A 20,203-nucleotide genomic window follows, 5' to 3' on the forward strand; every position below is an offset into this window, starting at 1 on the left:
GCCCCGCTCGTCCGTAAGGATGGGCGGGGCGGAACACTGCCCAGGACGAGCGAGGGGACCCCATGGAGGACCAGGCGACAGGCAACGCGCGCGACGCCCACAGCCTGCCCAAGTGCTACCGGCACCCGGACCGGGAGACCGGCGTGCGCTGCACCCGCTGCGAGCGTCCGATCTGCCCCGAGTGCATGGTCAGCGCCTCCGTGGGCTTCCAGTGCCCCGAGTGTGTCCGCGGCACCACGCCGGGCCAGAGCGGCCCGCCCCTGGCCGCCTCCCGGCCCCGCACCCTCGCCGGCGGCACGGTCACCGCCGACCCGCGGCTGCTCACCAAGATCCTGATCGGCGTCAACATCGCGGTCTTCCTGGCCCAACTGTCGGTCGGGAACAGCTTCACCAACCACTTCGAGATGATCGGCCAAGCGCAGTACTCCCAGTTCAGCCCTCTTGAGGGAGTGGCGCAGGGCCAGTACTACCGCATGCTGACCGCGATGTTCCTGCACGATCCCTCGAACTACATGCACATCGTGTTCAACATGCTGAGCCTGTGGTGGATCGGCGGCCCCCTGGAAGCCGCCCTCGGCCGTGCCCGCTACCTGACGCTCTACTTCGTCTCCGGGCTGGCCGGCAGCGCCCTCACCTATCTGCTCGCCGCCCAGAACCAGCCCTCGCTGGGCGCCTCCGGCGCGATCTTCGGGCTCTTCGGTGCGACCGCGGTGCTCATCCGCCGGCTCAACTACGACATGCGGCCGATCATCGCCCTGCTGGTGATCAACCTCATCTTCACCTTCAGCGGCGGCATCGCCTGGCAGGCCCACATCGGCGGTCTGGTCGCCGGTGTCGTCACCGGCTACGCGATGGTGCACGCCCCCCGCGAGCGGCGGAACCTGGTCCAGTACGGCACGTGTGCGCTGGTGCTGGTCCTGGCCGTGGTAATCACGGTCGTCCGCACCGCCCAGCTCACCTGAGCCCGATCACGGCGGCTCACCGCACTGATACCGAACCGTTGTCCACAGTCGGTGGCCGATCTTGTGCACAACGTGCCCGCACACCTGCGCCCCCTCCGACTCACCTGCTTATCCGCAGGTCAGGGAGGGGGCGAGTGGTTTTGTGGCAGGTGTTGTGCTAGTCGTACCGGCGTCAACACCCAACGGGTTATCCACAGATCGTCGTCTTTTCCCCAGGAGGGTGTGGACAGCAGGTCAGGCCTGTGGATAACTCAGCGAACAGCCCTGGGCAGAGCTGTCGGCCGGGTTACTTCCACTGTGTGGAGACGCCGAATCCGGCCGCGATGAAGCCGAAGCCCACGACGATGTTCCAGTTGTCGAGGCTGTCGATCGGCAGCGAACCGTCGGTCACATAGAAGACGACGATCCAGGCCAGCCCGATGAGGAACATGGCCAGCATCACCGGCGCGACCCAGCCGCGACTGTTCAGCTTGATGGCGGTCGCCTGCTTCGCCGGGGGCGGCGTGTAGTCGGCCTTCTTGCGGATACGTGACTTCGGCACGAGGGTCTCTCCTGTCGATGCGCTGCGTGGCCGCGCAGGTAACTGGGTCGGGCTCGGGGCAGCGTACAAGGGGACAGTAAGGGCACACTGAGCGCTCCCCCGGGCGTCCGTTAGCGTAGTGCTTCCGCGGCGCCGAAGGAGATAAGGGTACGTTGAGCAATTCTGCCGACTCCCAGGGGACCGGATCAACGGGTGCCGGGCCAACCCGTAAGAACGGGTTCCGTCCGGTGCGGATTCTCACCGTGGGCGTCTTCGCCCTCGCCGGTCTGCTCTTCTTCACCAGCTTCAACACGGCCAAGGGCACCGACATCCGCTCGGACGACAACCTGCTGAAGCTCTCCGACCTGATCCAGGAGCACAGCCGCAAGAACAAGGAGCTGGACGAGTCCAACGCGAGCAGCCGCGACCAGAACGAGAAGCTCGCCAAGCGCGACGACGGCTCCACCAAGGCCCAGGACGACCAGCTCAGCGGCCTGGAGAAGGACGCGGGCACCCAGAAGCTCACCGGCAGGGCGATCACCGTCACGCTCAACGACGCGCCGCCGAACGCCACCGCCAAGCTTCCCGGCTACCCCGAGCCGCAGCCCGACTACCTGGTCATCCACCAGCAGGACCTCCAGGCCGTGGTGAACGCCCTCTGGCAGGGCGGCGCCACCGGCATCAAGGTCATGGACCAGCGGCTGATCTCCACCAGCGCCGTGCGCTGCGTCGGCAACACCCTGATCCTCCAGGGCCGGGTCTACTCACCGCCGTACAAGATCCAGGCGGTCGGGGATCCGGCGAAGATGCAGAAGGCGCTCGCGGACTCCGAGGCGATCCAGAACTACATGGTGTACGTCAACGTGTACGGCCTCGGGTGGAAAGTCACCGAGGACGGCACGGTGACTCTTCCGGGCTACTCGGGCACAGTGGATCTGCACTACGCGAAGCCCGTGGGGTAAGCAGCTCGTCACTTTCTGGAGCCGCCGGTGCGCGTGATCGTCAGAACCGTCAGCGAGCTCTGCATCACCGTCGGCACGCTCATCGTGCTCTTCGTCGTGTACGTGCTGTTCTGGACCGGAGTGAAGGCCGACAGCGTGATGCACGACCAGATCGACCAGTTACAGCGGCAGTGGTCGGCCGGTGCCACGGTGCATCCGACGGCCGGGGCGTCCGCGGCCGCCGCCGCACCCGCCAAGCCCGCCGCGTACCACTACGGCAAGCCCTTCGCGATCATGTACATCCCCCGGCTCGGTTTCACGTGGAACAAGCCGGTCCTGGAGGGCACCGGCACCGATGTGCTGAAGAAGGGCCTCGCCCACTACGCCCGGACCGCCGGGCTGGGCCAGGTGGGCAACTTCGCGGTCGCCGGCCACCGGCGCACCTACGGCGACCCGTTCCTCGACTTCCCGAAGCTGCGCAAGGGCGACGCGATCGTGCTGACGGACGGGACCACCTGGTTCACGTATCGGATCGACAAAGGCCCATACAAAACAGTTCCGACGGACGTTGAAGTGATCGACCCTGTGCCACGTAAGTCGGGGTACACGCGTCCGGGGCGCTATCTCACGCTGACCACGTGCGATCCGGAATGGGGGCACAGCCATCGGCTGATCGTCTGGGCCCACTTGGACTCCACACAGCCTGTGGAGGCAGGCAGACCAAAGGCGCTGCGCCGTTAGTCTGGTGCAGTACGGCGGGATTCTGGTGCCGTGGTGGAACGGAAGGGACGGCATGTACGGCTGGATCTGGCGGCATCTGCCGGGGAACGCATGGGTGAGGGCGCTGATCTCGCTCGTGCTCGTCCTGGCCGTGGTCTACATCCTCTTCCAGTACGTCTTCCCCTGGGCCGAACCACTGCTGCCCTTCAACGATGTGACGGTGGACAACCAGTGAGCGCGCGGATTCTCGTCGTCGACAACTACGACAGCTTCGTCTTCAACCTGGTCCAGTACCTGTACCAGCTGGGTGCCGAGTGCGAGGTGCTGCGCAACGACGAGGTGTCGACGGCGCATGCCCAGGACGGCTTCGACGGCGTGCTGCTGTCGCCGGGCCCGGGTACGCCGGAAGAGGCCGGCGTCTGTGTGGACATGGTCCGGCACTGCGCCGCGACCGGTGTCCCGGTCTTCGGCGTCTGCCTCGGCATGCAGTCGATGCAGGTGGCGTACGGCGGTGTGGTGGACCGGGCGCCGGAGCTGCTGCACGGCAAGACCTCGCTGGTGGAGCACGAGGGCAAGGGGGTCTTCGCGGGCCTGCCGACGCCCTTCACCGCGACCCGCTACCACTCGCTCGCCGCCGAGCCGGCGACGGTCCCGGCCGAGCTGGAGGTGACCGCCCGCACCCACGACGGGATCATCATGGGCCTCAGGCACCGTGAACTGCTGGTCGAGGGCGTGCAGTTCCACCCCGAGTCGGTGCTGACCGAGCACGGGCACCGGATGCTGGCGAACTGGCTGGTGGAGTGCGGTGACCAGGGGGCCGTGGCGAGGTCGGTGGGGCTCGCCCCGGTGGTGGGCAGGGCCACGGCGTGACCGCGCTGCGCCCCGAGCGCGAGACCGGTGCCTCGTACGGGGAACAGCCGTACGGGGCGTCGGGTGCGCTCGGGGAGACGGCGTACCTCCAGCCGCTCCCGCCGATCGACGAGGAGACCGTCGCGCTGCGGATCCCCGATCCGCCGCCCATATCGGCCTCTGCGGGCACAGCAGCCCCATTCGGCACCGGAACCTCATCAGGCGGCCGAGCGGCCCGCAGAAAGGCCGCCAAGCGGCGTGGCGGGCGGCACGGCGGCCCGGCGGAGTCGGCATCTCAGGAGACGGCGCAGGAGTCGGACGGGACGGCGCGGCAGCAGAGCGCCGCGCAGGGCCGGCCGCTCTCCCGGGTCGAGGCCCGGCGGCGGGAGCGGCTGCGCAAGCCCAGCCCGGCCGTCATGGCGAGCCGGGCCATAGGCGAGGTGTTCATCACCACCGGCGTGCTGATGCTGCTGTTCGTCACCTACCAGCTCTGGTGGACGAACGTCCGCGCCCACGCGCAGGCCGGCCAGGAGGCCAGCAGCCTCCAGCAGGACTGGGCGAGCGGCAAGCGCGCGCCCGGTGTCTTCGCGCCGGGCCAGGGCTTCGCCATCCTGCACATCCCCAAGCTGGACGTGGTGGCGCCGATCGCCGAGGGCGTCAGCAACAAGAAGGTCCTCGACAAGGGCATGGTCGGGCACTACGGCGAGGGCGCGCTGAAGACCGCGATGCCGCAGGACAAGACCGGCAACTTCGGTCTGGCCGCGCACCGCAACACGCACGGCGAGCCGTTCCGGTACATCAACAAGCTGGTGGCCGGCGACTCGGTGGTGGTCGAGACGCAGGACGAGTACTTCGTGTACAAGGTGACCTCGATGCTGCCGGTGACGGCGCCGAGCAACGTGAGCGTGCTGGATCCGATCCCGAAGGGTTCGGGTTTCACCAAGCCGGGCCGGTACATCACACTCACCACCTGCACACCGGAGTTCACCAGCAAGTACCGGTTGATCGTGTGGGGCAAGATGGTCGAGGAACGCCCGCGCAGCAAGGGCAAGCCGGACGCGCTCGTCGAGTAAGGGCAGAGGCAGAGGAACAGTGGCAGCGACCGCCGACGACACCGAAGAGCAGACCGACGCGCCGGGTTCGGCGCCCGTGCCGGGGCGGCGGCCGATGGGCCGGATCGCGACGGCGGTCAGTGTCTTCGGGGAACTTCTCATCACGGCGGGCCTGGTACTCGGCCTGTTCGTCGTCTACTCCCTGTGGTGGACGAACGTCATAGCGGACCGCAAGGCGGACCGGGAGGGCGACAAGGTCCGGGACACCTGGGCCCAGCCGGACACCGGTCCGGGCGCCCTGGACACGAAGAACGGCATCGGCTTCCTGCACGTGCCGTCGATGAAGAACGGCGAGGTCCTGGTCGAGAAGGGCACCTCGACGGACGTCCTGAACAACGGAGTGGCCGGCTACTACACGGACCCGGTCAAGGCGACGCTCCCCACCACCGGAAAGACCGGCAACTTCGCGGTCGCCGCCCACCGCGACGGCCACGGCGCGAAGTTCCACAACATCGACAAGGTGAAGGTCGGCGACCCGGTCGTCTTCGAGACCCGTGACGACTGGTACGTCTACAAGGTCTACGACATCCTCCCGGAGACCTCGAAGTACAACGTCAAGGTCCTCTCCCAGATCCCCAAGGAGTCCGGCAGGAACAAGCCGGGCCACTACGTCACCCTGACGACCTGCACCCCGGTGTACACGAGCCGTTACCGCTACGTGGTCTGGGGCGAACTGGTCCGCGTACAGAAGGTCGACAGCAGGCGGACCCTGCCGAAGGAACTGCGCGACTGAGCGCCGAAACGGATGGGCCCCTGCCGGTGATCCCGGCAGGGGCCCATCCGTCGTCACAGGGGAATCAGCCGTCGGTGCCACCGAAGAAGTTGGTGCCGCCGTTGTTCCCGCCGTTGTTGTTGCTGTTGCCCACGCTCACCGTGGTGAGGGTGATCTGCGTGTTGCCCGGGTCGTCCACGCCGGTGTTCGCCTGCGGGTCCTGGTTGGTGACCAGGGCGTTGTCGCTGGAGTCGCCGTTGAACTGGATGTTCGTGAAGCCGGCCGCCTGCAGGGTCTGCTTGGCCTGGCTCACGGTCTGGCCCAGCACGCTCGGCACGGCCGTCTGCTGCTTGGCCTTGCCGATCTGGATGGTCACCGTGGAGCCCTTGCTGACCTGGGAACCGGCCTGCGGGTCGGTCGAGACGACCTTGCCGACCAGGCTGGAGTCGTCGGTCTCCACCTCGGTGCAGTTGCCGGTCAGGTTGTTGGCCGTCATCTGCGCCTTGGCCTCGTCGCAGCTCTTGCCGCTGACGTCGGGGACCGTGGACTTCTCCTCGGCCTTGGCGACCGTGAGGGTGATGGTGGAGCCCTTCTGGACCTCCGCGCCGAGGGCCGGGTCCTGGTCCAGGACGGTGCCCGGGTCCTCACCGGAAGTCTGCTGCTTCGTCTTGACGACGAACTTGTACTTGTCGCCCTCAAGCGTGGTCTTGGCGTCGTCGATGTTCTTGCCGACGACGCTCGGCACGACCACCTTCGGCGCCCCCGTGGAGACCACCAGGTTGATCGTGTCGCCCTTTTTGACGTCCGTGTTCGGCTTCGGGTCCTGGGAGCAGACACTGCCCTTGGGCTGGGCCTCGCAGGCCTTCTTGGTGGGTGTCCCCAGCTTGAGGCCGGAGTTCACCGCCATCTTCTGCGCGTCCGCGTAGGTGGAGCCGACGAAGTTCGGGGCGGCGAAGGACTTGTCCCCGCCCCCGCTGACCACCCACTTCCCGATCAGGACCGAGCCCACCAGCACCAGGATGCCCGCGATCACGAGCAGGATCGTGGACGTGTTCCGCTTCTTCTGCTGGCGGCGGCGGTCCGGGCGTTCGTCGTAGCCGTAGCCGCCGTCGTCCGGGTTCATCGGGGGGAGCATGGTGGTGGCGCCGGCGTCGGAGCGCAGGGCCGTGGTCGGCATGTCGTCCGGGTAGCCGCCGTAGCCGACGGAGCCCATCGCCGCGGTGGCCGCGACCGGCTGGCCGTCCAGGCAGGCCTCGATGTCGGCGCGCATCTCGTCGGCCGACTGGTATCGGTAGTTCGGGTCCTTGACCAGCGCCTTCAGGACGATGGCGTCCATCTCGGGGGTGATCTCGGGGTCGAAGACCGACGGGGGCTGCGGCTCCTCGCGGACGTGCTGGTAGGCGACCGCGACCGGGCTGTCGCCCACGAACGGCGGCCGTACCGTCAGCAGCTCGTAGAGCAGGCAGCCCGTCGAGTAGAGGTCCGAGCGGGCGTCGACCTGCTCGCCCTTCGCCTGCTCCGGCGAGAGGTACTGGGCGGTGCCGATGACGGCCGCCGTCTGCGTCATGGTCATGCCGGAGTCGCCCATGGCGCGGGCGATGCCGAAGTCCATGACCTTGACCTGGCCGTTGCGCGTCAGCATGACGTTCGCCGGCTTGATGTCCCGGTGCACGATGCCGCTGCGGTGGGCGTACTCCAGGCCCTGGAGGATGCCGATGGTCATCTCCATCGCGCGCTCGGGCAGGAGCTTGCGACCGGAGTGGAGCAGCTCGCGCAGTGTCGAGCCTTCCACGTACTCCATGACGATGTACGGGATCGAGACCCCGTCGATGTAGTCCTCGCCCGTGTCGTAGACCGCGACGATCGCGGGGTGGTTGAGCGAGGCGGCAGACTGGGCCTCCCGGCGGAACCGGGCCTGGAAGGACGGATCACGCGCGAGATCGACACGCAGCGTCTTCACCGCCACTGCGCGGCCGAGCCGGGTGTCATGCGCGAGGTATACCTCCGCCATGCCACCACGGCCGAGCACGTGGCCCAGCTCGTACCGGCCGCCGAGGCGACGCGGCTCTTCCATAGCTACCTACCAGCCCTCTCCGTCGGTCCCGGCCGGCACGGGGGTGTGCGGTCGGAGGCTGCCGTCCGGGCCTACCGTACCCGGCTGTGTTTGTGTGACCTGGCCAAGCCCGTAACCCGATACAGGACCGGTATGTCAACGTGCACCGATGTGAAGGGGACGTGAGCGGGCTCACTTCTTGGAGTTGATGACCGCCTCCATCACGCTCTTCGCGATCGGGGCCGCGAGGCCGCCGCCGGAGATGTCGTCACGGTTGGCCTGGTCGTCCTCGATCACCACGGCGACGGCGACGGGCTTGCTGCCGTCGGGGAGCTTGGCGTACGAGATGAACCAGGCGTACGGGTTCTCGCTGTTCTCCACACCGTGCTGGGCCGTACCGGTCTTGCCGCCCACGGTGACGCCGTTGATCTGGGCGTTCTTGCCGGTGCCGTCCTTGACGACCGTCTCCATCATGGACTGGAGGATCTGGGCGTTGGCGGAGGACAGCGGCTGGCTCATCTCCTCGGGCTCGGTCTGGGAGATCGTGTCGAGGTTCGACGACTGGAGCTTGTCGATCATGTACGGCTTCATCAGCTTGCCGTCGTTGGCGACCGCGGAGGCGACCATGGCCATCTGGAGCGGGGTCGCGGCGGTGTTGTACTGGCCGATCGAGGACAGCGCGGTCTGCGACTGGTTCATGTTGTCGGAGAAGACCGAGGCGCTGGAGCGGACCGGGGTGAACTGCTCGGAGTCGAAGCCGAACTTCTTCGCCTCGGCGAGCATCTTGTCGTTGCCGAGGTCGGCGCCGATCTTGCCGAAGACGGTGTTGCAGGACACCCGCAGGGCGACGCGCATGGTCGCGTTCTTGCAGGGGATGTTGCCCTCGTTCTTCAGCTCGGTCGTGGTGCCCGGCATGACGTACGGCAGCGGCGAGTTCGTGGCCTCGTCGGCCGACTTGTACAGCCCGTTCTCCAGCGCCGCCGAGGCGGTGACGACCTTGAAGGTGGAGCCCGGCGGGTAGGTCTCGCGCAGCGCCCGGTTCAGCATCGGGTCGTTCGGGTCGTATTTCTTCTGGAGCTTCTTCCAGGCGGCGGCGTCGTCGTTCGAGTTGCCCGCGAAGACCGAGGGGTCGTACGACGGGTAGGAGGCGAGGGCCAGGATCTTGCCCGTGGAGGGGTCCAGGGCGACGACCGCGCCCTTGCCGCCCTGCTTCTTCAGCCCGTTGTACGCGGCGCTCTGCGCGGCCGAGTTCAGCGTGGTGACGACGTTGCCGCCCGACTTCTGCTTGCCCGTGATCATGTCGAGGGTGTTGCGGAAGAAGAGCCGGTCGTCGTTGCCGGTGAGGATGCCGTCCTCGAGGCTCTCCAGCTGGTTGGCGCCGAAGGCCTGGGAGGCGTACCCGGTGACCGGCGCCCACATGGCGCCGTTCTTGTAGGTGCGCTTGTACTTCAGGTCGTTCAGGCCGGCCGAGCCGGATGCCGTGGAGCCGGTGACCGGGTCGCCGTCGACGATGATGTCGCCGCGCGGGGTGGAGTAGCGGGCGATCGTGACCCGGCGGTTCAGAGTGTCCTCGCGGAGGCTGTCGGCCTTGACGTACTGGAGCCAGTTGTCGCGCAGCAGCAGGGTGAGGACCAGGAGGCCGCAGAAGATCGCGATCCGGCGCAGGGGCTTGTTCATGAGGGTCGGACCACCTGGGTCATCTCGGCGTCGGGGTTGCCGGCGGGGGCCGGGGCCGGGCGGCGGGCGGTGTCGCTGATGCGGATCAGGATGCCGATGAGAGCCCAGTTGGCGAGCACGGAGGAACCACCGTAGGCCAGGAACGGCATGGTCATACCGGTCAGCGGGATGAGCCCCATGACACCGCCGGCCACCACGAAGACCTGAAGGGCGAAGGCACCGGAGAGGCCGACGGCGAGGAGCTTGCCGAAGGGGTCGCGGGCCGCGAGGGCGGTGCGCACACCGCGCTCCACGATCAGACCGTAGATCAGCAGGATCGCCATGATGCCGGCCAGGCCCATCTCCTCGCCGAAGGTGGCGAGGATGAAGTCCGAGTTGGCGGCGAACCGGATGAGGTCGGAGTGGCCCTGGCCGAGGCCGGTGCCGAGGGTGCCGCCGGAGCCGAAGGCCCACAGTGCCTGCATGGACTGCTCGGAGTGGCCGGCCACGCCCGCCTGGCTGAGCTTGTACTCCTTCAACGGGTTGAGCCAGGCCTGGACTCGCTGCTGGACGTGTGGTTCGAAGCTCGCCACACCGACGGCGCCGCCCGCGGACATCAGCAGACCGAAGACGATCCAGCTGGTCCGCTCGGTGGCCACGTACAGCATGATGACGAACATTCCGAAGAACAGCAGCGAGGTACCGAGGTCGGTCTCGAAGACCAGGATGAGGATCGACATCAGCCAGACGACCAGGATCGGGCCGAGGTCGCGGCCGCGGGGCAGGTACAGGCCCAGGAAGCGGCGGCTGGCGAGCGCCAAGGCGTCGCGCTTGACCATCAGGTAGCCGGCGAAGAAGACGGCGAGGGCGATCTTCGCGAACTCGCCGGGCTGCACGGAGCCGAGGCCCGGGACGCTGATCCAGATCTTGGCGCCGTAGATGTTGGCGCCGAGGCCGGGCACCAGCGGCAGCATGAGCAGCACCAGGGCGCCGAACATCGAGATGTACGTGTAGCGCTGCAGGACACGGTGGTCCTTGAGGAAGATCAGCACGACGACGAACATCGCGATGCCGAGCGCGGTGTACAGCAGCTGGCGGGGCGCGGCGGTGAAGTAGGTGGGCAGCGACTGCAGCAGCTTGGACTGGTCGAGTCGCCAGATGACGACGAGCCCGAGCCCGTTGAGCAGGGTGGCCAGCGGCAGCAGCAGCGGGTCCGCGTACGGGGCGAACCTGCGGACGGCGAGGTGGGCGACGCCGGCCAGCAGGCCGAGGCCCAGGCCGTAGCTCAGCAGTCCGGCCGGGACCTTGTCGTTGATGGCCAGGCCCACGTTGGCGTAGGCGAACACCGGGATGGCGACGGCGAACACCAGGAGCGCGAGCTCGGTGTTGCGCCGGCTCGGTGTGCCGATGGAGCCGATCGTGGACGTGTGGTTCGTCGACGTGTTGGTAGTACTGCTCATCGTGTGACAGGGCCTCTCACGGCTTGCCTATTGCTTACCGCACAGCGAGACGACCTTCTGCTCATCCTCCGAGAGGGTGGGGCCGGGGCTGGGGGTCGCTGAGGGGGACGGGGACGATGACGCCGAAGGAGACGCCGAGTTCGTAGGGCTTGGCGAGGCCTTGGACGTGAGAGAGGTCTTGGTGGTTCCCGTGGTGCCTCCGGCCTCGCCCTGACCGGTCTTGGAGCTGGTGCTGGACTCGGCGGCGGTGCGCTCCGACTCCTTCTTGCAGGCGGAGGCCTGTACGGCCAGCTCCTGGACCTTCGACCGGGCGTCGGTGAGACCGCCCTCGGCGATCGTGGCCTTGACCTGCTTCTGCTGGTAGGGCGGCAGGTACTTGAGTTCGATCTCGGGGTGGTCCGTCTCCACCTTCGACAGCGACACCCAGGCCAGGTCCTGGCTGATGCCCTGGTAGAGCGCGACGTGCTCGCCGTTGGCGCCGACGTAGTACTGGGTCTGCGTCCAGCGGTAGCCGCCGTACAGCCCGCCGCCGATCACGGCGAGGGCGAGGACGCCGAAGAAGGATCTCTTCAGCCACCTGCGCCCCCTGCGGGGCTTCACGAAGTCGTCGTCGGTGTAGTCGCCGAAGCCGCCGTCCGGGGCGTAGCCGGTGGTGTCGCCGGAGCCGGGCGGGCCGAACTCGCCGCCGCCACCGTGCCGGGGACCCTGGCGGCCGAGGCTGGCGGCGCGGCCCGCCGGGGTCTGCATGAAGCCGTTGTCGTGCAGGTGCTGCTGATTCTCGGCGACGGCGCCGACCACGACCGGGGTGTCGGAGAGCTGCCCGGCGAGGGTGTCGCCGGTGTCCAGGTCGAGGACGTCCGCGATGATGACCGTGATGTTGTCGGGGCCGCCGCCGCGCAGTGCGAGCTGGATCAGCTCCTGCACGGTCTCCTGCGGTCCCTGGTAGCTGGCGAGGGTCTCCTCCAGGGTCTGGTGGGAGACGACCCCGGAGAGCCCGTCGGAGCAGATGAGGTACCGGTCCCCGGCGCGCACCTCGCGGATCGACAGGTCGGGCTCGACGTGGTCGCCGCTGCCGAGCGCGCGCATGAGCAGCGAGCGCTGCGGGTGGGTGGTGGCCTCTTCCTCGGTGATCCGGCCCTCGTCGACGAGCCGCTGCACCCAGGTGTGGTCCTGGGTGATCTGCGTGAGCACCCCGTCGCGCAGGAGGTACGCGCGGGAGTCGCCGACGTGCACGAGGCCGAGCCGCTGCCCGGTCCACAGCAGGGCGGTGAGGGTGGTCCCCATGCCCTCCAGCTGCGGGTCCTCCTCCACCATGGCGCGCAGCTGGTCGTTGGCGCGCTGCACGGCGAGGCCGAGGGAGGTGAGGATGTCGGAGCCGGGCACGTCGTCGTCGAGCGTGACCAGGGTGGAGATCACCTCGGAGGAGGCGACCTCGCCGGCGGCCTGGCCGCCCATGCCGTCGGCGATGGCGAGCAGGCGGGGACCGGCGTAACCGGAGTCCTCGTTGCCCTCCCGGATCATGCCTTTGTGCGATCCGGCGGCGAAGCGCAGTGACAGACTCATGCGCACCTCGCCCGTCGGCTCCGGGTACATCCGCACGGTGCCCACCCTCCGGTCGGGAGCGCGCGAAGGACCGGCGTCCGGTCCGCCGCCGCGTGCTCGCTCCGCTCGCGCCTACTCATGATGTAGCACTACTTCCGCAGCTCGATGACGGTTTTCCCGATGCGGATCGGCGCGCCCAGCGGGATCGGCGTGGGGGTCGTCAGCCGGGACCGGTCCAGGTAGGTGCCGTTGGTCGAGCCGAGGTCCTCGACGATCCACTGGCCGTCGCGGTCCGGGTAGATCCTGGCATGACGGCTGGAGGCGTAGTCGTCGTCCAGCACGATCGTGGAGTCGTGGGCGCGGCCGAGGGTGATGGTCTGGCCCTGGAGCGCGACCGTCGTGCCGGTGAGAGTGCCCTCGGAGACGACCAGCTTGCTGGGGGCGTTGCGGCGGCGGCCACCACCGCCGGCGGCGGCGGGCTGCTGGCCACGCTGCTGCGGTGGCGCGGCCTGCTGCCGGGCGGCGGGCTGCTGCCGGCGCCCTTCTTCCCTACGCGATCCGCGCTGGGTGACGCGCGTACCGAACAGGTCGCTGCGGATGACCTGCACGGCCACGATCACGAACAGCCACAGAACGGCCAGGAAACCCAGCCGCATGACCGTGAGGGTCAGCTCTGACATTGCCCCCGCTTCACCCTTCGGCTTGCCGGTAAATGATGGTGGTGCTGCCCACGACGATCCGCGAGCCGTCGCGGAGCGTAGCGCGGGTGGTGTGCTGCCCGTCCACCACGATGCCGTTGGTGGACCCGAGATCCTGGATCGTCGAGGGCGTTCCGGTCCGGATCTCGCAGTGCCGGCGGGAGACGCCGGGGTCGTCGATCCGCACGTCGGCCTCGGTGCTGCGGCCCAGCACGAGCGTCGCGCGGGAGATCTGGTGGCGGGTGCCGTTGATCTCGATCCAGTAGCGGGTACGGGAGCCGGGTGCCGAGGCGCCGACGGGACCCGAGGGCGGGCGCTGGGCGGCCGGCTGGGTCGGCTGCGGATAGCCGTAGCCGCCGGGGCGGCCGCCGGGCGGCGGTGCGCTCGGCATCGGCGGGGCGGCGCCCTGCGGGCCGCCGTAGCCGCCCGGACGCTGCGGGGCACCGCCCGCGGGGGCGCGCTCGGGGGCCTGCTGGTTGCTGGACGAGGCGAGCGTTCGGCTGCGCACCCGGTACAGGCCGGTGTCGAGGTCGTCGGCCTTCTCCAGGGTGACCTTGATCGGCCCCATGAAGGTGTAGCGCTGCTGCTTGGCGTAGTCGCGGACCATGCCGGCGAGCTCGTCGCCGAGCTGCCCGGAGTAGGGGCTGAGCCGCTCGAAGTCGGGCGCGCTCAGTTCCACGATGAAGTCGTTGGGCACGACGGTCCGGTCGCGGTTCCAGATGGTCGCGTTGTTGTCGCACTCGCGCTGCAGCGCGCCGGCGATCTCCACGGGCTGGACCTCGGACTTGAACACCTTGGCGAAGGTGCCGTTGACCAGACCTTCGAGACGCTGCTCGAACTTCTTCAGGACTCCCACAGGGCACCTCCTCTGTCGCCTTGCCCGTACTGCCTGCCGTTGCCGTTACCGCTCACTGATCGTATCTACGCGCCCGGCAATCAGCCGGTTCCCCCAGCGGCCCCTCTTCGAACTCCTCGGCGTGCTTCTCCTGTCAGGGATCGGCGCTTCTTCTGCCATGGATCGTAGAGGTGGCCCACAACCAGTGTCCCGCACCTGACTGTGGACCCGATCCGTCTCCTGGACAGATGGCCTCGACCGGTACGAGGTTGATACGTGATGGCCGACTGCTCGGTACGTGCTCCTCAGGTGGGCGCTGCCCCCGGATAAGGGATGTGAACCCACCCTGTCCCACGTGCTAGTGTTCTCGATGTCGGAAGGCGCTGCACCGAAGGAAACAACGGGGCGGAGGCCGGAGGACACACCCAATGCGCGGGTGGCGGAATAGGCAGACGCGCTGGATTCAGGTTCCAGTGCCCGCAAGGGCGTGGGGGTTCAACTCCCCCCTCGCGCACAGAGACCGATGAGACGGGTCTCCACCGGTGACGGAAGTCACGGTGGGGGCCCGTTTCTCGTTGTCCGGCGCCTGCCCGCGATCACCCGGGGCGGTCCGTCGGTTGTGAGGCATCGCACAGCCTGTCAAGGCTGCCAAAGACCCCTGCTCGTGAGCTATCTCACGGGTGGGGCCGGCCGCCGTCGCGGGGCGGTGTCCGGGGCGGGATCGATCTGTGCCACGCGTGCCAGGTGCCGCGGCGAGGACGGCCGCGAACCCGCGCCAGGTCTCGCGCGGTCGGGCAGTGGCGGCGAGCGGCGGAGCGTGAGCGCGCCACGCGGGCTCGTGACGCCCTTTGTACCGGAGCGGTGCGAGCCGCCGACCGGGTGCGGCCCGGCAGCCGTCGAGGGCGTCGGCGACATCACGGGCCCGCGTCGGTTCCCCGGCCACGGCCTCGGCGCCCGTCGCGTGCAGCGCCTGGCCACGGTCCTGCCGACGGCCACAGCCCTCCCGACGGCCACAGCCCTGCCGACGGCCACAGCTCTGCCGACGGCCCGACGCCGCCCGCGGCACGGGTCGCCAGAATGGGCCGCACACCGGCTTCCGGGCCGTTGCCCATGAGGGCGGCCCCCACGGCCGAGGCACGACCGGGATGGCATCCATCCCCCGGACCAGCCATGGGAACCCTGCTCGGGGGCCGGATCGGCATCCAGCGTCCACCGTCGCCGCCGGACCACGGAGCGGAGGACCTGGACCGAACTCTCCGCGATCTCGCCCGGCATCGTGCTGTGTGCTGTGTGCTGTGTGCTGCGTGCTGATCAACCTGCCCGGACACATCCGCGGCCACGCGGTGACTGTCGGGTGCCGCACGCCGGTGATGCCGTTGCTCACGATCGAACGGGGCATCGCCCGTTCCGTCGTGTTGTCGGCCGGGGCGCGAACAACACCTACCGGGACGGCGGACATACGACGACGGATCCCCATCCTCCGCAAACCGCCCCGAAGTTATCCACAGGGTCTGACGTGTTTCGGCCCCCGCCTGTACCGTCTCCACGAGTTGATGTTCGTGAGCGTGCGTGCGCGGAGTACGGGGGAGGCGGTCGACGTGACCGGACGGGAAGAGTTGACGACGGCCGGCGGGCGGAAGCTGCCTGCGCCCAAGGGCTTTGCGCCGTGGCCCCCGCACGGTTCCCCCAAGGAGGAGGGCAGGGCCCTGCGTTCGGCGGTCCCGCGCCGCGGCCATGACGCCCTGGACCTGGACGCCTCCCGTCCTGACGCGGTGAGCGCGGTCGAGGAGTCCAACCGGGACCGCATCCCGGCGCTGGTCCCGATAAGGGTCGGCAGAATGGCGGCCGGCCCCTTCGCCTTCCTGCGCGGCTCGGCCGGCCTGATGGCGCACGACCTGGCCCGCACCCCGATGACCAGGATCGCCACCCAGATCTGCGGCGACGCCCACGCGGCCAACTTCGGCCTGTACGGCGACCCGCGCGGCGACCTCGTCATCGACCTGAACGACTTCGACGAGACCGTGCTCGGCCCCTGGGAGTGGGACCTCAAGCGGCTCGCCACCTCCCTGGTGCTGGCCGGCAGGGAAGCGGGCGCCGACGAGGACACCTGCCGCAAGGCCGCGGGCGACGCGGCGGGCGCCTACCGCCGCACCATGCGCCTGCTGGCCAAGCTCCCGGTGCTGGACGCGTGGAACGCGATCGCGGACGAGGAACTGGTCTCCCACTCCGACGCCCACGACATGCTCGGCACCCTGCGCCGGGTCTCGGAGAAGGCCCGCGCCAACACCAGCGGCCGGTTCGCGGCCCGCTCCACCGAGCCCACCGCGGACGGCGGCCGACGCTTCGTCGACGCCCTGCCGGTGCTGCGCCGGGTCCCGGACGCGGAGGCGGAGGCGGTCACCGCGGCCCTGGAGCACTACCTGACCACGCTCTCCGAGGACCGCCACCCGCTGCTGTCCCGGCACACCCCGCACGACGTCGCGTTCCGGATCGTCGGCACCGGCAGCGTCGGCACCCGCTCCTACGTCGTCCTCCTCCTGGACCACCGCGGCGAGCCGCTGATCCTCCAGGTCAAGGAGGCCCGCCCGTCCGCACTCGTCCCGCACCTGGCCACGGCGGGCTTCGAGACGCCGGCCGTCGGCCACGAGGGCCGCCGGGTGGTCCTCGGCCAGAAGCGGATGCAGGTGGTCAGCGACATCCTGCTCGGCTGGACCACGGTGGACGGCCGTCCCTTCCAGGTCCGCCAGTTCCGCAACCGCAAGGGCAGCGTCGACCCGGCCGCCCTGTCTCCCGACCAGATCGACGACTACGGCAGGATGACCGGCGCCCTGCTGGCCCGCGCCCACTCGCACAGCGCCGACCCGCGCCTGATCGCCGGCTACTGCGGCAAGAACGAGGAGCTGGACGAGGCGATCGCCGCGTTCGCCGTGACCTACGCCGACCGCACGGAGGCGGACCACGAGGAACTGGTGGCCGCGGTGCGGACGGGACGGATAGCGGCCGAGCTCGGGGTGTGATCCCGTGATGCCGTCGTCCCCGGCCGCCGCTCTCCGGTCTCCGGCCGGCGCTCTCCGGTCCCCGGTCCTCGGTTCTTCTCCCGCGGCCTCCGGCCCTGGGTCGGGGTGCTGAGATGAGGTACGTCGAGATCGGCACGGGCGAGGACCGGGGCGAGGCCGAGGCCGCCGTCTTCGTCGACCCCGGCCCCTACCTGGCACGGCTGCCGGAACTCGCCGACGGCCTGCCGCCCGGCGCCCGCGCCTTCGCCACCGACCCGCGCCACTACGAGCTCGGCGGCCGCCGCTGCGTACGGGACCTGCGCCCGCTGGACATGCGCCGCACGGCCCCCGCCGACATGGAGATCCGCTTCCGCCACAACAGCCTCAGCCACAACGAGGACCTGATCGTCCGCTACACGGGCGTCTCCCGTTTCCAGACGGACATCCTGGGCGCCTGCGACATCGCCTCGCTCGGAGAGGTGATCCTCGACGAGATCCTCCCGCACCCGGACGGCTGCACCCACGAGCTGGCCTGCCGCCCCGGAACCCTCGTCATGGCCTGCGCCGATCTGGTCGCCGAGTGGGTACCGGCCACCGCCGACGGCGACAGGGCCTAGGCTGGTCGGGTGACGACCCCGGAAGCTGAGCAGTCCAAGGCACCGCGGCCCGAGGAACGGCTGGAGCGCGCCGTGCGGGCCGCCGAGCAGGCGTTGATCGAGTACGAGATCGCGGTGGAGACCTTCCGCGTCGAGGTCGAGAACTTCTCTCGCCTGCACGAACAGAAACTCGGTCCGCTCTACCTCCGTATCGAGGAGCTGGACGCGCGGATCGCGGAGGCCAAGGCCGCCCGCACCGGCGACCCCGAGGACATCCGCGCCGCCGAGGAGGCCAGGGCCCGGGTCCTGCCCATCCCCGGCGTCGAGGAACTGCTGAACGGCTGGATGGACAGCGACGGCCTGTTCCCCGAGAGCGTGGCGATGCTCACCGAGCAGGAGGTCCGGCCCCCGCAGCGGGTCCGCCCCAGCGAGGAGGCCCGCCGGCTCTACCGCGAGCTGGCCCGCAAGGCCCACCCCGACCTGGTGCAGGACGAGGCCGAGCAGGAGCGGCGCGAGGAGTTCCTCAGCCGGGTCAACGCGGCCTACGCCCGCGGCGACGAGGTCCTGCTGCGCGAGCTGGCCGAGGAGTGGGCGGCCGGCCCGGTCCCGCCGGAGCGCAGGCCGAGCCGGGCCGAGGAGCTGTACGCCCGCCTGGAGTGGCTCTCCGAGCGCAAGGAACTGCTCGCCCTGGTCGCCAAGGAGCTGGAGAACGGCCCCATCGCGGGTCTGCTCCGGCTGGCCCCGGACGACCCCGACAGCCTCCTCGACGAGATCTCCGAGCGGCTCCAGAAGGACGTGACCGAACGCGAGGCGGAACTGGCGGCCCTGCTGACCCAGGAGTGACGCCCGGCTCCGGTCGGGTAGCGTCGGGGACATGAACTTCGCAGCGCGTGTGCCCACGGTCGGGGTCGCGGACCTAAAGGACGGCGACTTCCTGCTGGACGTCCGGGAGGACGACGAGTGGCAGGCGGGCCATGCGGCCGCCGCCCTGCACATCCCGATCAGCGAGTTCGTGGCCCGCTACGGCGAGCTCACCGAGGCGGCCCCCCAGGACGCCCGCGTCCACGTCATCTGCCGCTCCGGCGGCCGTTCGGCCCAGGTCACGATGTACCTGGTCCAGCAGGGCATCGACGCGGTGAACGTGGACGGCGGCATGCAGGTGTGGCAGGCGGCCGGCCGGGAGGTCGTCACGGACGAGGGCGATCCGGGCTTCGTCATCTGAGGCACCCCCGCGACGGAGGCGCCGAAGCGCCCCGAAAGGGGCGCGGGGAACTGCGCTGCCAGCCCCCCACTCGCCCGCGGTTCGCACCCGACCGAGCGCCCCCTCCTCCTCTCTCCACTACCCCAGTGGATGCGCGGCGAGCAGATCCCCCAACGCCTCCTCGTGGGCTCCGGCCCCTCCGAGCGACAGCTCGATCTGCTTCGCCCACGCGTGATACCGGTGCAGCACGTACTCGGTGTCGGCCCCGAACCCCCCGTGCAGATGCTGCGCGGTCTGCACCACCCGCCGCACCCCCTCCGCCGCCCAGATCTTCGCCACCGCCACATCCCCGGCCGCCGGCAGCGCCCCGGCCGCCCCCGACGCGATCCGCCACGCCGCCTGCCACAGCGTCGCCTCCATCGCCCGCAGGTCGATGTACCGGTCGGCGGCCTGCACGGCCACCGCCTGGAACGTGGCGATCGGATGTCCGAACTGCTCCCGCTTGCCCGCGTAGTCGGCGGTCAGCCGCAGCACCCGCTCACCCATCCCGAGCGCCAGCGCACACGTCCCGGTCGCGAGCAGCTCCCGCAGCCACTCCCAGGCCCCCTCCGCCGTCACCACGTCCCGCTCCGCGACCCGTGCCGACTCCAGCCGCAGCTCCCCGAGCCGTTCCCCGCTGGTCGACACCTGCTCAGCGACCGTGACCCCGGCCGCGGCCCCCTCGCCTCCCGGCGCCACCAGCGCCAGCACGCTCCGGTCCGCCTCCGTGTGCGCCGGTACGACGACGAGGCCGGCGTCGTACACCCACGGCACCGCCGTCTGCACCCCGTCCAGGACCCATCCCTCGCCGTCCCGTCGCGCGGTCACCGCGAGCTCCGCCGGGTCGTGCCCGGTACGCCCGCTCGCCGCGACGGTCAGCACCGGCTCGCCCCGCCCCGCCCGCGCCGCCAGCCGGTCCCGCACCTCCGCCGTCCCGTATGTCTGTACGGTCGCCAGGGCCGCGCTGTGCTCCAGCAACGGCACCCTGGCCAGCACCTTCGCCGACTCCCGCAGCACCAGGCAGAGCGCGATGGCGTCCAGACCGGCCCCGCCGTACTCCTCGCCCAGCAGCAGACTCAGCAGATCCGCGCCCGCCAGCCTGTCCCACAGTTCCCGGTCGAAGCCCTCGGCCACGGCACCGGAGGTCGACGCCGGGCTCGGCACCGCGTCCGGCGCCACCCCGGCGAACACCCCGCGCGCCGCCTCGGCCGCCGCCAACTGCTCCTCGGTGAAGGTGAAGTCCACGGTCCTGTCCTCCCGGCGGGTCTCCGCTGATCTGACGGTCCGTCAAGATAGAACAGGTTCTAGAAG

19 protein-coding genes and 1 tRNA gene are annotated in these 20,203 nt (G+C 69.7%); 12 read left to right on the forward strand and 8 right to left on the reverse strand.

The window, feature by feature from the left end; all coding sequences use genetic code 11:
• Positions 1-62 precede the first annotated feature (62 nt).
• Complete coding sequence (locus IEZ11_RS13150; protein WP_189262868.1) at positions 63-962, forward strand: rhomboid family intramembrane serine protease; 900 nt, start codon at positions 63-65, stop codon at positions 960-962.
• 286 nt (positions 963-1,248) lie between these two features.
• Here IEZ11_RS13150 and crgA read toward each other — a convergent pair whose 3' ends face one another.
• Complete coding sequence (gene crgA / locus IEZ11_RS13155; protein WP_089100431.1) at positions 1,249-1,503, reverse strand: cell division protein CrgA; 255 nt, start codon at positions 1,501-1,503, stop codon at positions 1,249-1,251.
• Between the two features lie 152 nt (positions 1,504-1,655).
• On the opposite strand from crgA, the gene IEZ11_RS13160 reads away from it, so the two are divergent.
• From IEZ11_RS13160 to IEZ11_RS13185, 6 genes are read left to right on the forward strand one after another with little or no spacing between them, the layout of a single operon-like run.
• Positions 1,656-2,444 (forward strand): DUF881 domain-containing protein, encoded by a 789-nt coding sequence (locus tag IEZ11_RS13160; RefSeq protein WP_189262869.1) that lies wholly within the window; start codon positions 1,656-1,658, stop codon positions 2,442-2,444.
• A gap of 27 nt (positions 2,445-2,471) precedes the next feature.
• Entirely contained in the window at positions 2,472-3,164 is a 693-nt protein-coding gene (locus tag IEZ11_RS13165; protein ID WP_189262870.1) for a class E sortase, read from the forward strand.
• 52 nt (positions 3,165-3,216) lie between these two features.
• Positions 3,217-3,378, forward strand: coding sequence for a hypothetical protein (locus IEZ11_RS13170; RefSeq protein WP_189262871.1), 162 nt, complete (start codon positions 3,217-3,219; stop codon positions 3,376-3,378).
• Positions 3,375-4,013, forward strand: coding sequence for an aminodeoxychorismate/anthranilate synthase component II (locus IEZ11_RS13175; RefSeq protein WP_189262872.1), 639 nt, complete (start codon positions 3,375-3,377; stop codon positions 4,011-4,013). Before IEZ11_RS13170 ends, IEZ11_RS13175 begins: the two co-directional genes overlap by 4 nt.
• A complete protein-coding gene (locus IEZ11_RS13180; RefSeq protein ID WP_189262873.1) occupies positions 4,010-5,065 on the forward strand; it encodes a class E sortase in 1,056 nt (351 codons plus the stop codon). Before IEZ11_RS13175 ends, IEZ11_RS13180 begins: the two co-directional genes overlap by 4 nt.
• Before the next feature lie 19 nt (positions 5,066-5,084).
• Entirely contained in the window at positions 5,085-5,837 is a 753-nt protein-coding gene (locus IEZ11_RS13185; RefSeq protein ID WP_189262874.1) for a class E sortase, read from the forward strand.
• A 64-nt stretch (positions 5,838-5,901) separates the two neighbouring features.
• Here IEZ11_RS13185 and pknB read toward each other — a convergent pair whose 3' ends face one another.
• The 6 genes from pknB to IEZ11_RS13215 all read right to left on the reverse strand — a co-directional run bounded on the left by pknB (position 5,902) and on the right by IEZ11_RS13215 (position 14,081).
• Positions 5,902-7,890: a Stk1 family PASTA domain-containing Ser/Thr kinase gene (gene pknB, locus IEZ11_RS13190; RefSeq protein ID WP_189262875.1), complete on the reverse strand. Its 1,989-nt coding sequence runs from the start codon at positions 7,888-7,890 to the stop codon at positions 5,902-5,904.
• 171 nt (positions 7,891-8,061) lie between these two features.
• Positions 8,062-9,546: a peptidoglycan D,D-transpeptidase FtsI family protein gene (locus IEZ11_RS13195; RefSeq protein ID WP_189262876.1), complete on the reverse strand. Its 1,485-nt coding sequence runs from the start codon at positions 9,544-9,546 to the stop codon at positions 8,062-8,064.
• Positions 9,543-10,985, reverse strand: a complete 1,443-nt coding sequence (locus IEZ11_RS13200; protein ID WP_189262877.1) for an FtsW/RodA/SpoVE family cell cycle protein — start codon at positions 10,983-10,985, stop codon at positions 9,543-9,545. The genes IEZ11_RS13195 and IEZ11_RS13200 overlap by 4 nt, the downstream gene beginning before the upstream one ends.
• A gap of 27 nt (positions 10,986-11,012) precedes the next feature.
• A complete protein-coding gene (locus IEZ11_RS13205) occupies positions 11,013-12,578 on the reverse strand; it encodes a Stp1/IreP family PP2C-type Ser/Thr phosphatase (protein WP_189263084.1) in 1,566 nt (521 codons plus the stop codon).
• 98 nt (positions 12,579-12,676) lie between these two features.
• A complete protein-coding gene (locus IEZ11_RS13210; RefSeq protein ID WP_189262878.1) occupies positions 12,677-13,207 on the reverse strand; it encodes an FHA domain-containing protein FhaB/FipA in 531 nt (176 codons plus the stop codon).
• Positions 13,208-13,217: 10 nt separating this feature from the next.
• Positions 13,218-14,081: an FHA domain-containing protein gene (locus tag IEZ11_RS13215; protein ID WP_189262879.1), complete on the reverse strand. Its 864-nt coding sequence runs from the start codon at positions 14,079-14,081 to the stop codon at positions 13,218-13,220.
• Between the two features lie 409 nt (positions 14,082-14,490).
• Here IEZ11_RS13215 and IEZ11_RS13220 point away from each other — a divergent pair.
• From IEZ11_RS13220 to IEZ11_RS13240, 5 genes are all read left to right on the forward strand, one after another.
• Positions 14,491-14,574: transfer RNA gene (locus IEZ11_RS13220), tRNA-Leu, on the forward strand.
• Between the two features lie 1,039 nt (positions 14,575-15,613).
• Positions 15,614-17,077: a DUF2252 domain-containing protein gene (locus tag IEZ11_RS13225; protein ID WP_189262880.1), complete on the forward strand. Its 1,464-nt coding sequence runs from the start codon at positions 15,614-15,616 to the stop codon at positions 17,075-17,077.
• A gap of 113 nt (positions 17,078-17,190) precedes the next feature.
• A complete protein-coding gene (locus tag IEZ11_RS13230; RefSeq protein ID WP_189262881.1) occupies positions 17,191-17,673 on the forward strand; it encodes a hypothetical protein in 483 nt (160 codons plus the stop codon).
• 9 nt (positions 17,674-17,682) lie between these two features.
• The gene (locus tag IEZ11_RS13235) at positions 17,683-18,495 is read left to right on the forward strand and encodes a hypothetical protein (protein WP_189262882.1); all 813 of its coding nucleotides are present in this window, start codon (positions 17,683-17,685) and stop codon (positions 18,493-18,495) included.
• Between the two features lie 49 nt (positions 18,496-18,544).
• Positions 18,545-18,874: a rhodanese-like domain-containing protein gene (locus IEZ11_RS13240; RefSeq protein WP_189263085.1), complete on the forward strand. Its 330-nt coding sequence runs from the start codon at positions 18,545-18,547 to the stop codon at positions 18,872-18,874.
• A gap of 117 nt (positions 18,875-18,991) precedes the next feature.
• Here the strand turns inward: IEZ11_RS13240 and IEZ11_RS13245 are convergent, their stop codons facing one another.
• The gene (locus tag IEZ11_RS13245; protein ID WP_189262883.1) at positions 18,992-20,137 is read right to left on the reverse strand and encodes an acyl-CoA dehydrogenase family protein; all 1,146 of its coding nucleotides are present in this window, start codon (positions 20,135-20,137) and stop codon (positions 18,992-18,994) included.
• Positions 20,138-20,203: the final 66 nt, after the last annotated feature.

This window comes from Streptomyces fuscichromogenes, from assembly GCF_014645815.1.
GTDB classification, from domain to species: Bacteria; Actinomycetota; Actinomycetes; order Streptomycetales; family Streptomycetaceae; genus Streptomyces; species Streptomyces fuscichromogenes.

Excerpts from the sequence above, each read along its gene's own strand:
- IEZ11_RS13150 (WP_189262868.1), top strand. The coding sequence starts at position 63 with ATGGAGGACCAGGCGACAGGCAACGCGCGCGACGCCCACAGCCTGCCC.
- IEZ11_RS13170 (WP_189262871.1), top strand. The coding sequence starts at position 3,217 with ATGTACGGCTGGATCTGGCGGCATCTGCCGGGGAACGCATGGGTGAGG.
- pknB (WP_189262875.1), bottom strand. The coding sequence starts at position 7,890 with ATGGAAGAGCCGCGTCGCCTCGGCGGCCGGTACGAGCTGGGCCACGTG.
- IEZ11_RS13195 (WP_189262876.1), bottom strand. The coding sequence starts at position 9,546 with ATGAACAAGCCCCTGCGCCGGATCGCGATCTTCTGCGGCCTCCTGGTC.
- IEZ11_RS13200 (WP_189262877.1), bottom strand. The coding sequence starts at position 10,985 with ATGAGCAGTACTACCAACACGTCGACGAACCACACGTCCACGATCGGC.
- IEZ11_RS13205 (WP_189263084.1), bottom strand. The coding sequence starts at position 12,578 with ATGTACCCGGAGCCGACGGGCGAGGTGCGCATGAGTCTGTCACTGCGC.
- IEZ11_RS13210 (WP_189262878.1), bottom strand. The coding sequence starts at position 13,207 with ATGTCAGAGCTGACCCTCACGGTCATGCGGCTGGGTTTCCTGGCCGTT.
- IEZ11_RS13225 (WP_189262880.1), top strand. The coding sequence starts at position 15,614 with ATGTTCGTGAGCGTGCGTGCGCGGAGTACGGGGGAGGCGGTCGACGTG.
- IEZ11_RS13230 (WP_189262881.1), top strand. The coding sequence starts at position 17,191 with ATGAGGTACGTCGAGATCGGCACGGGCGAGGACCGGGGCGAGGCCGAG.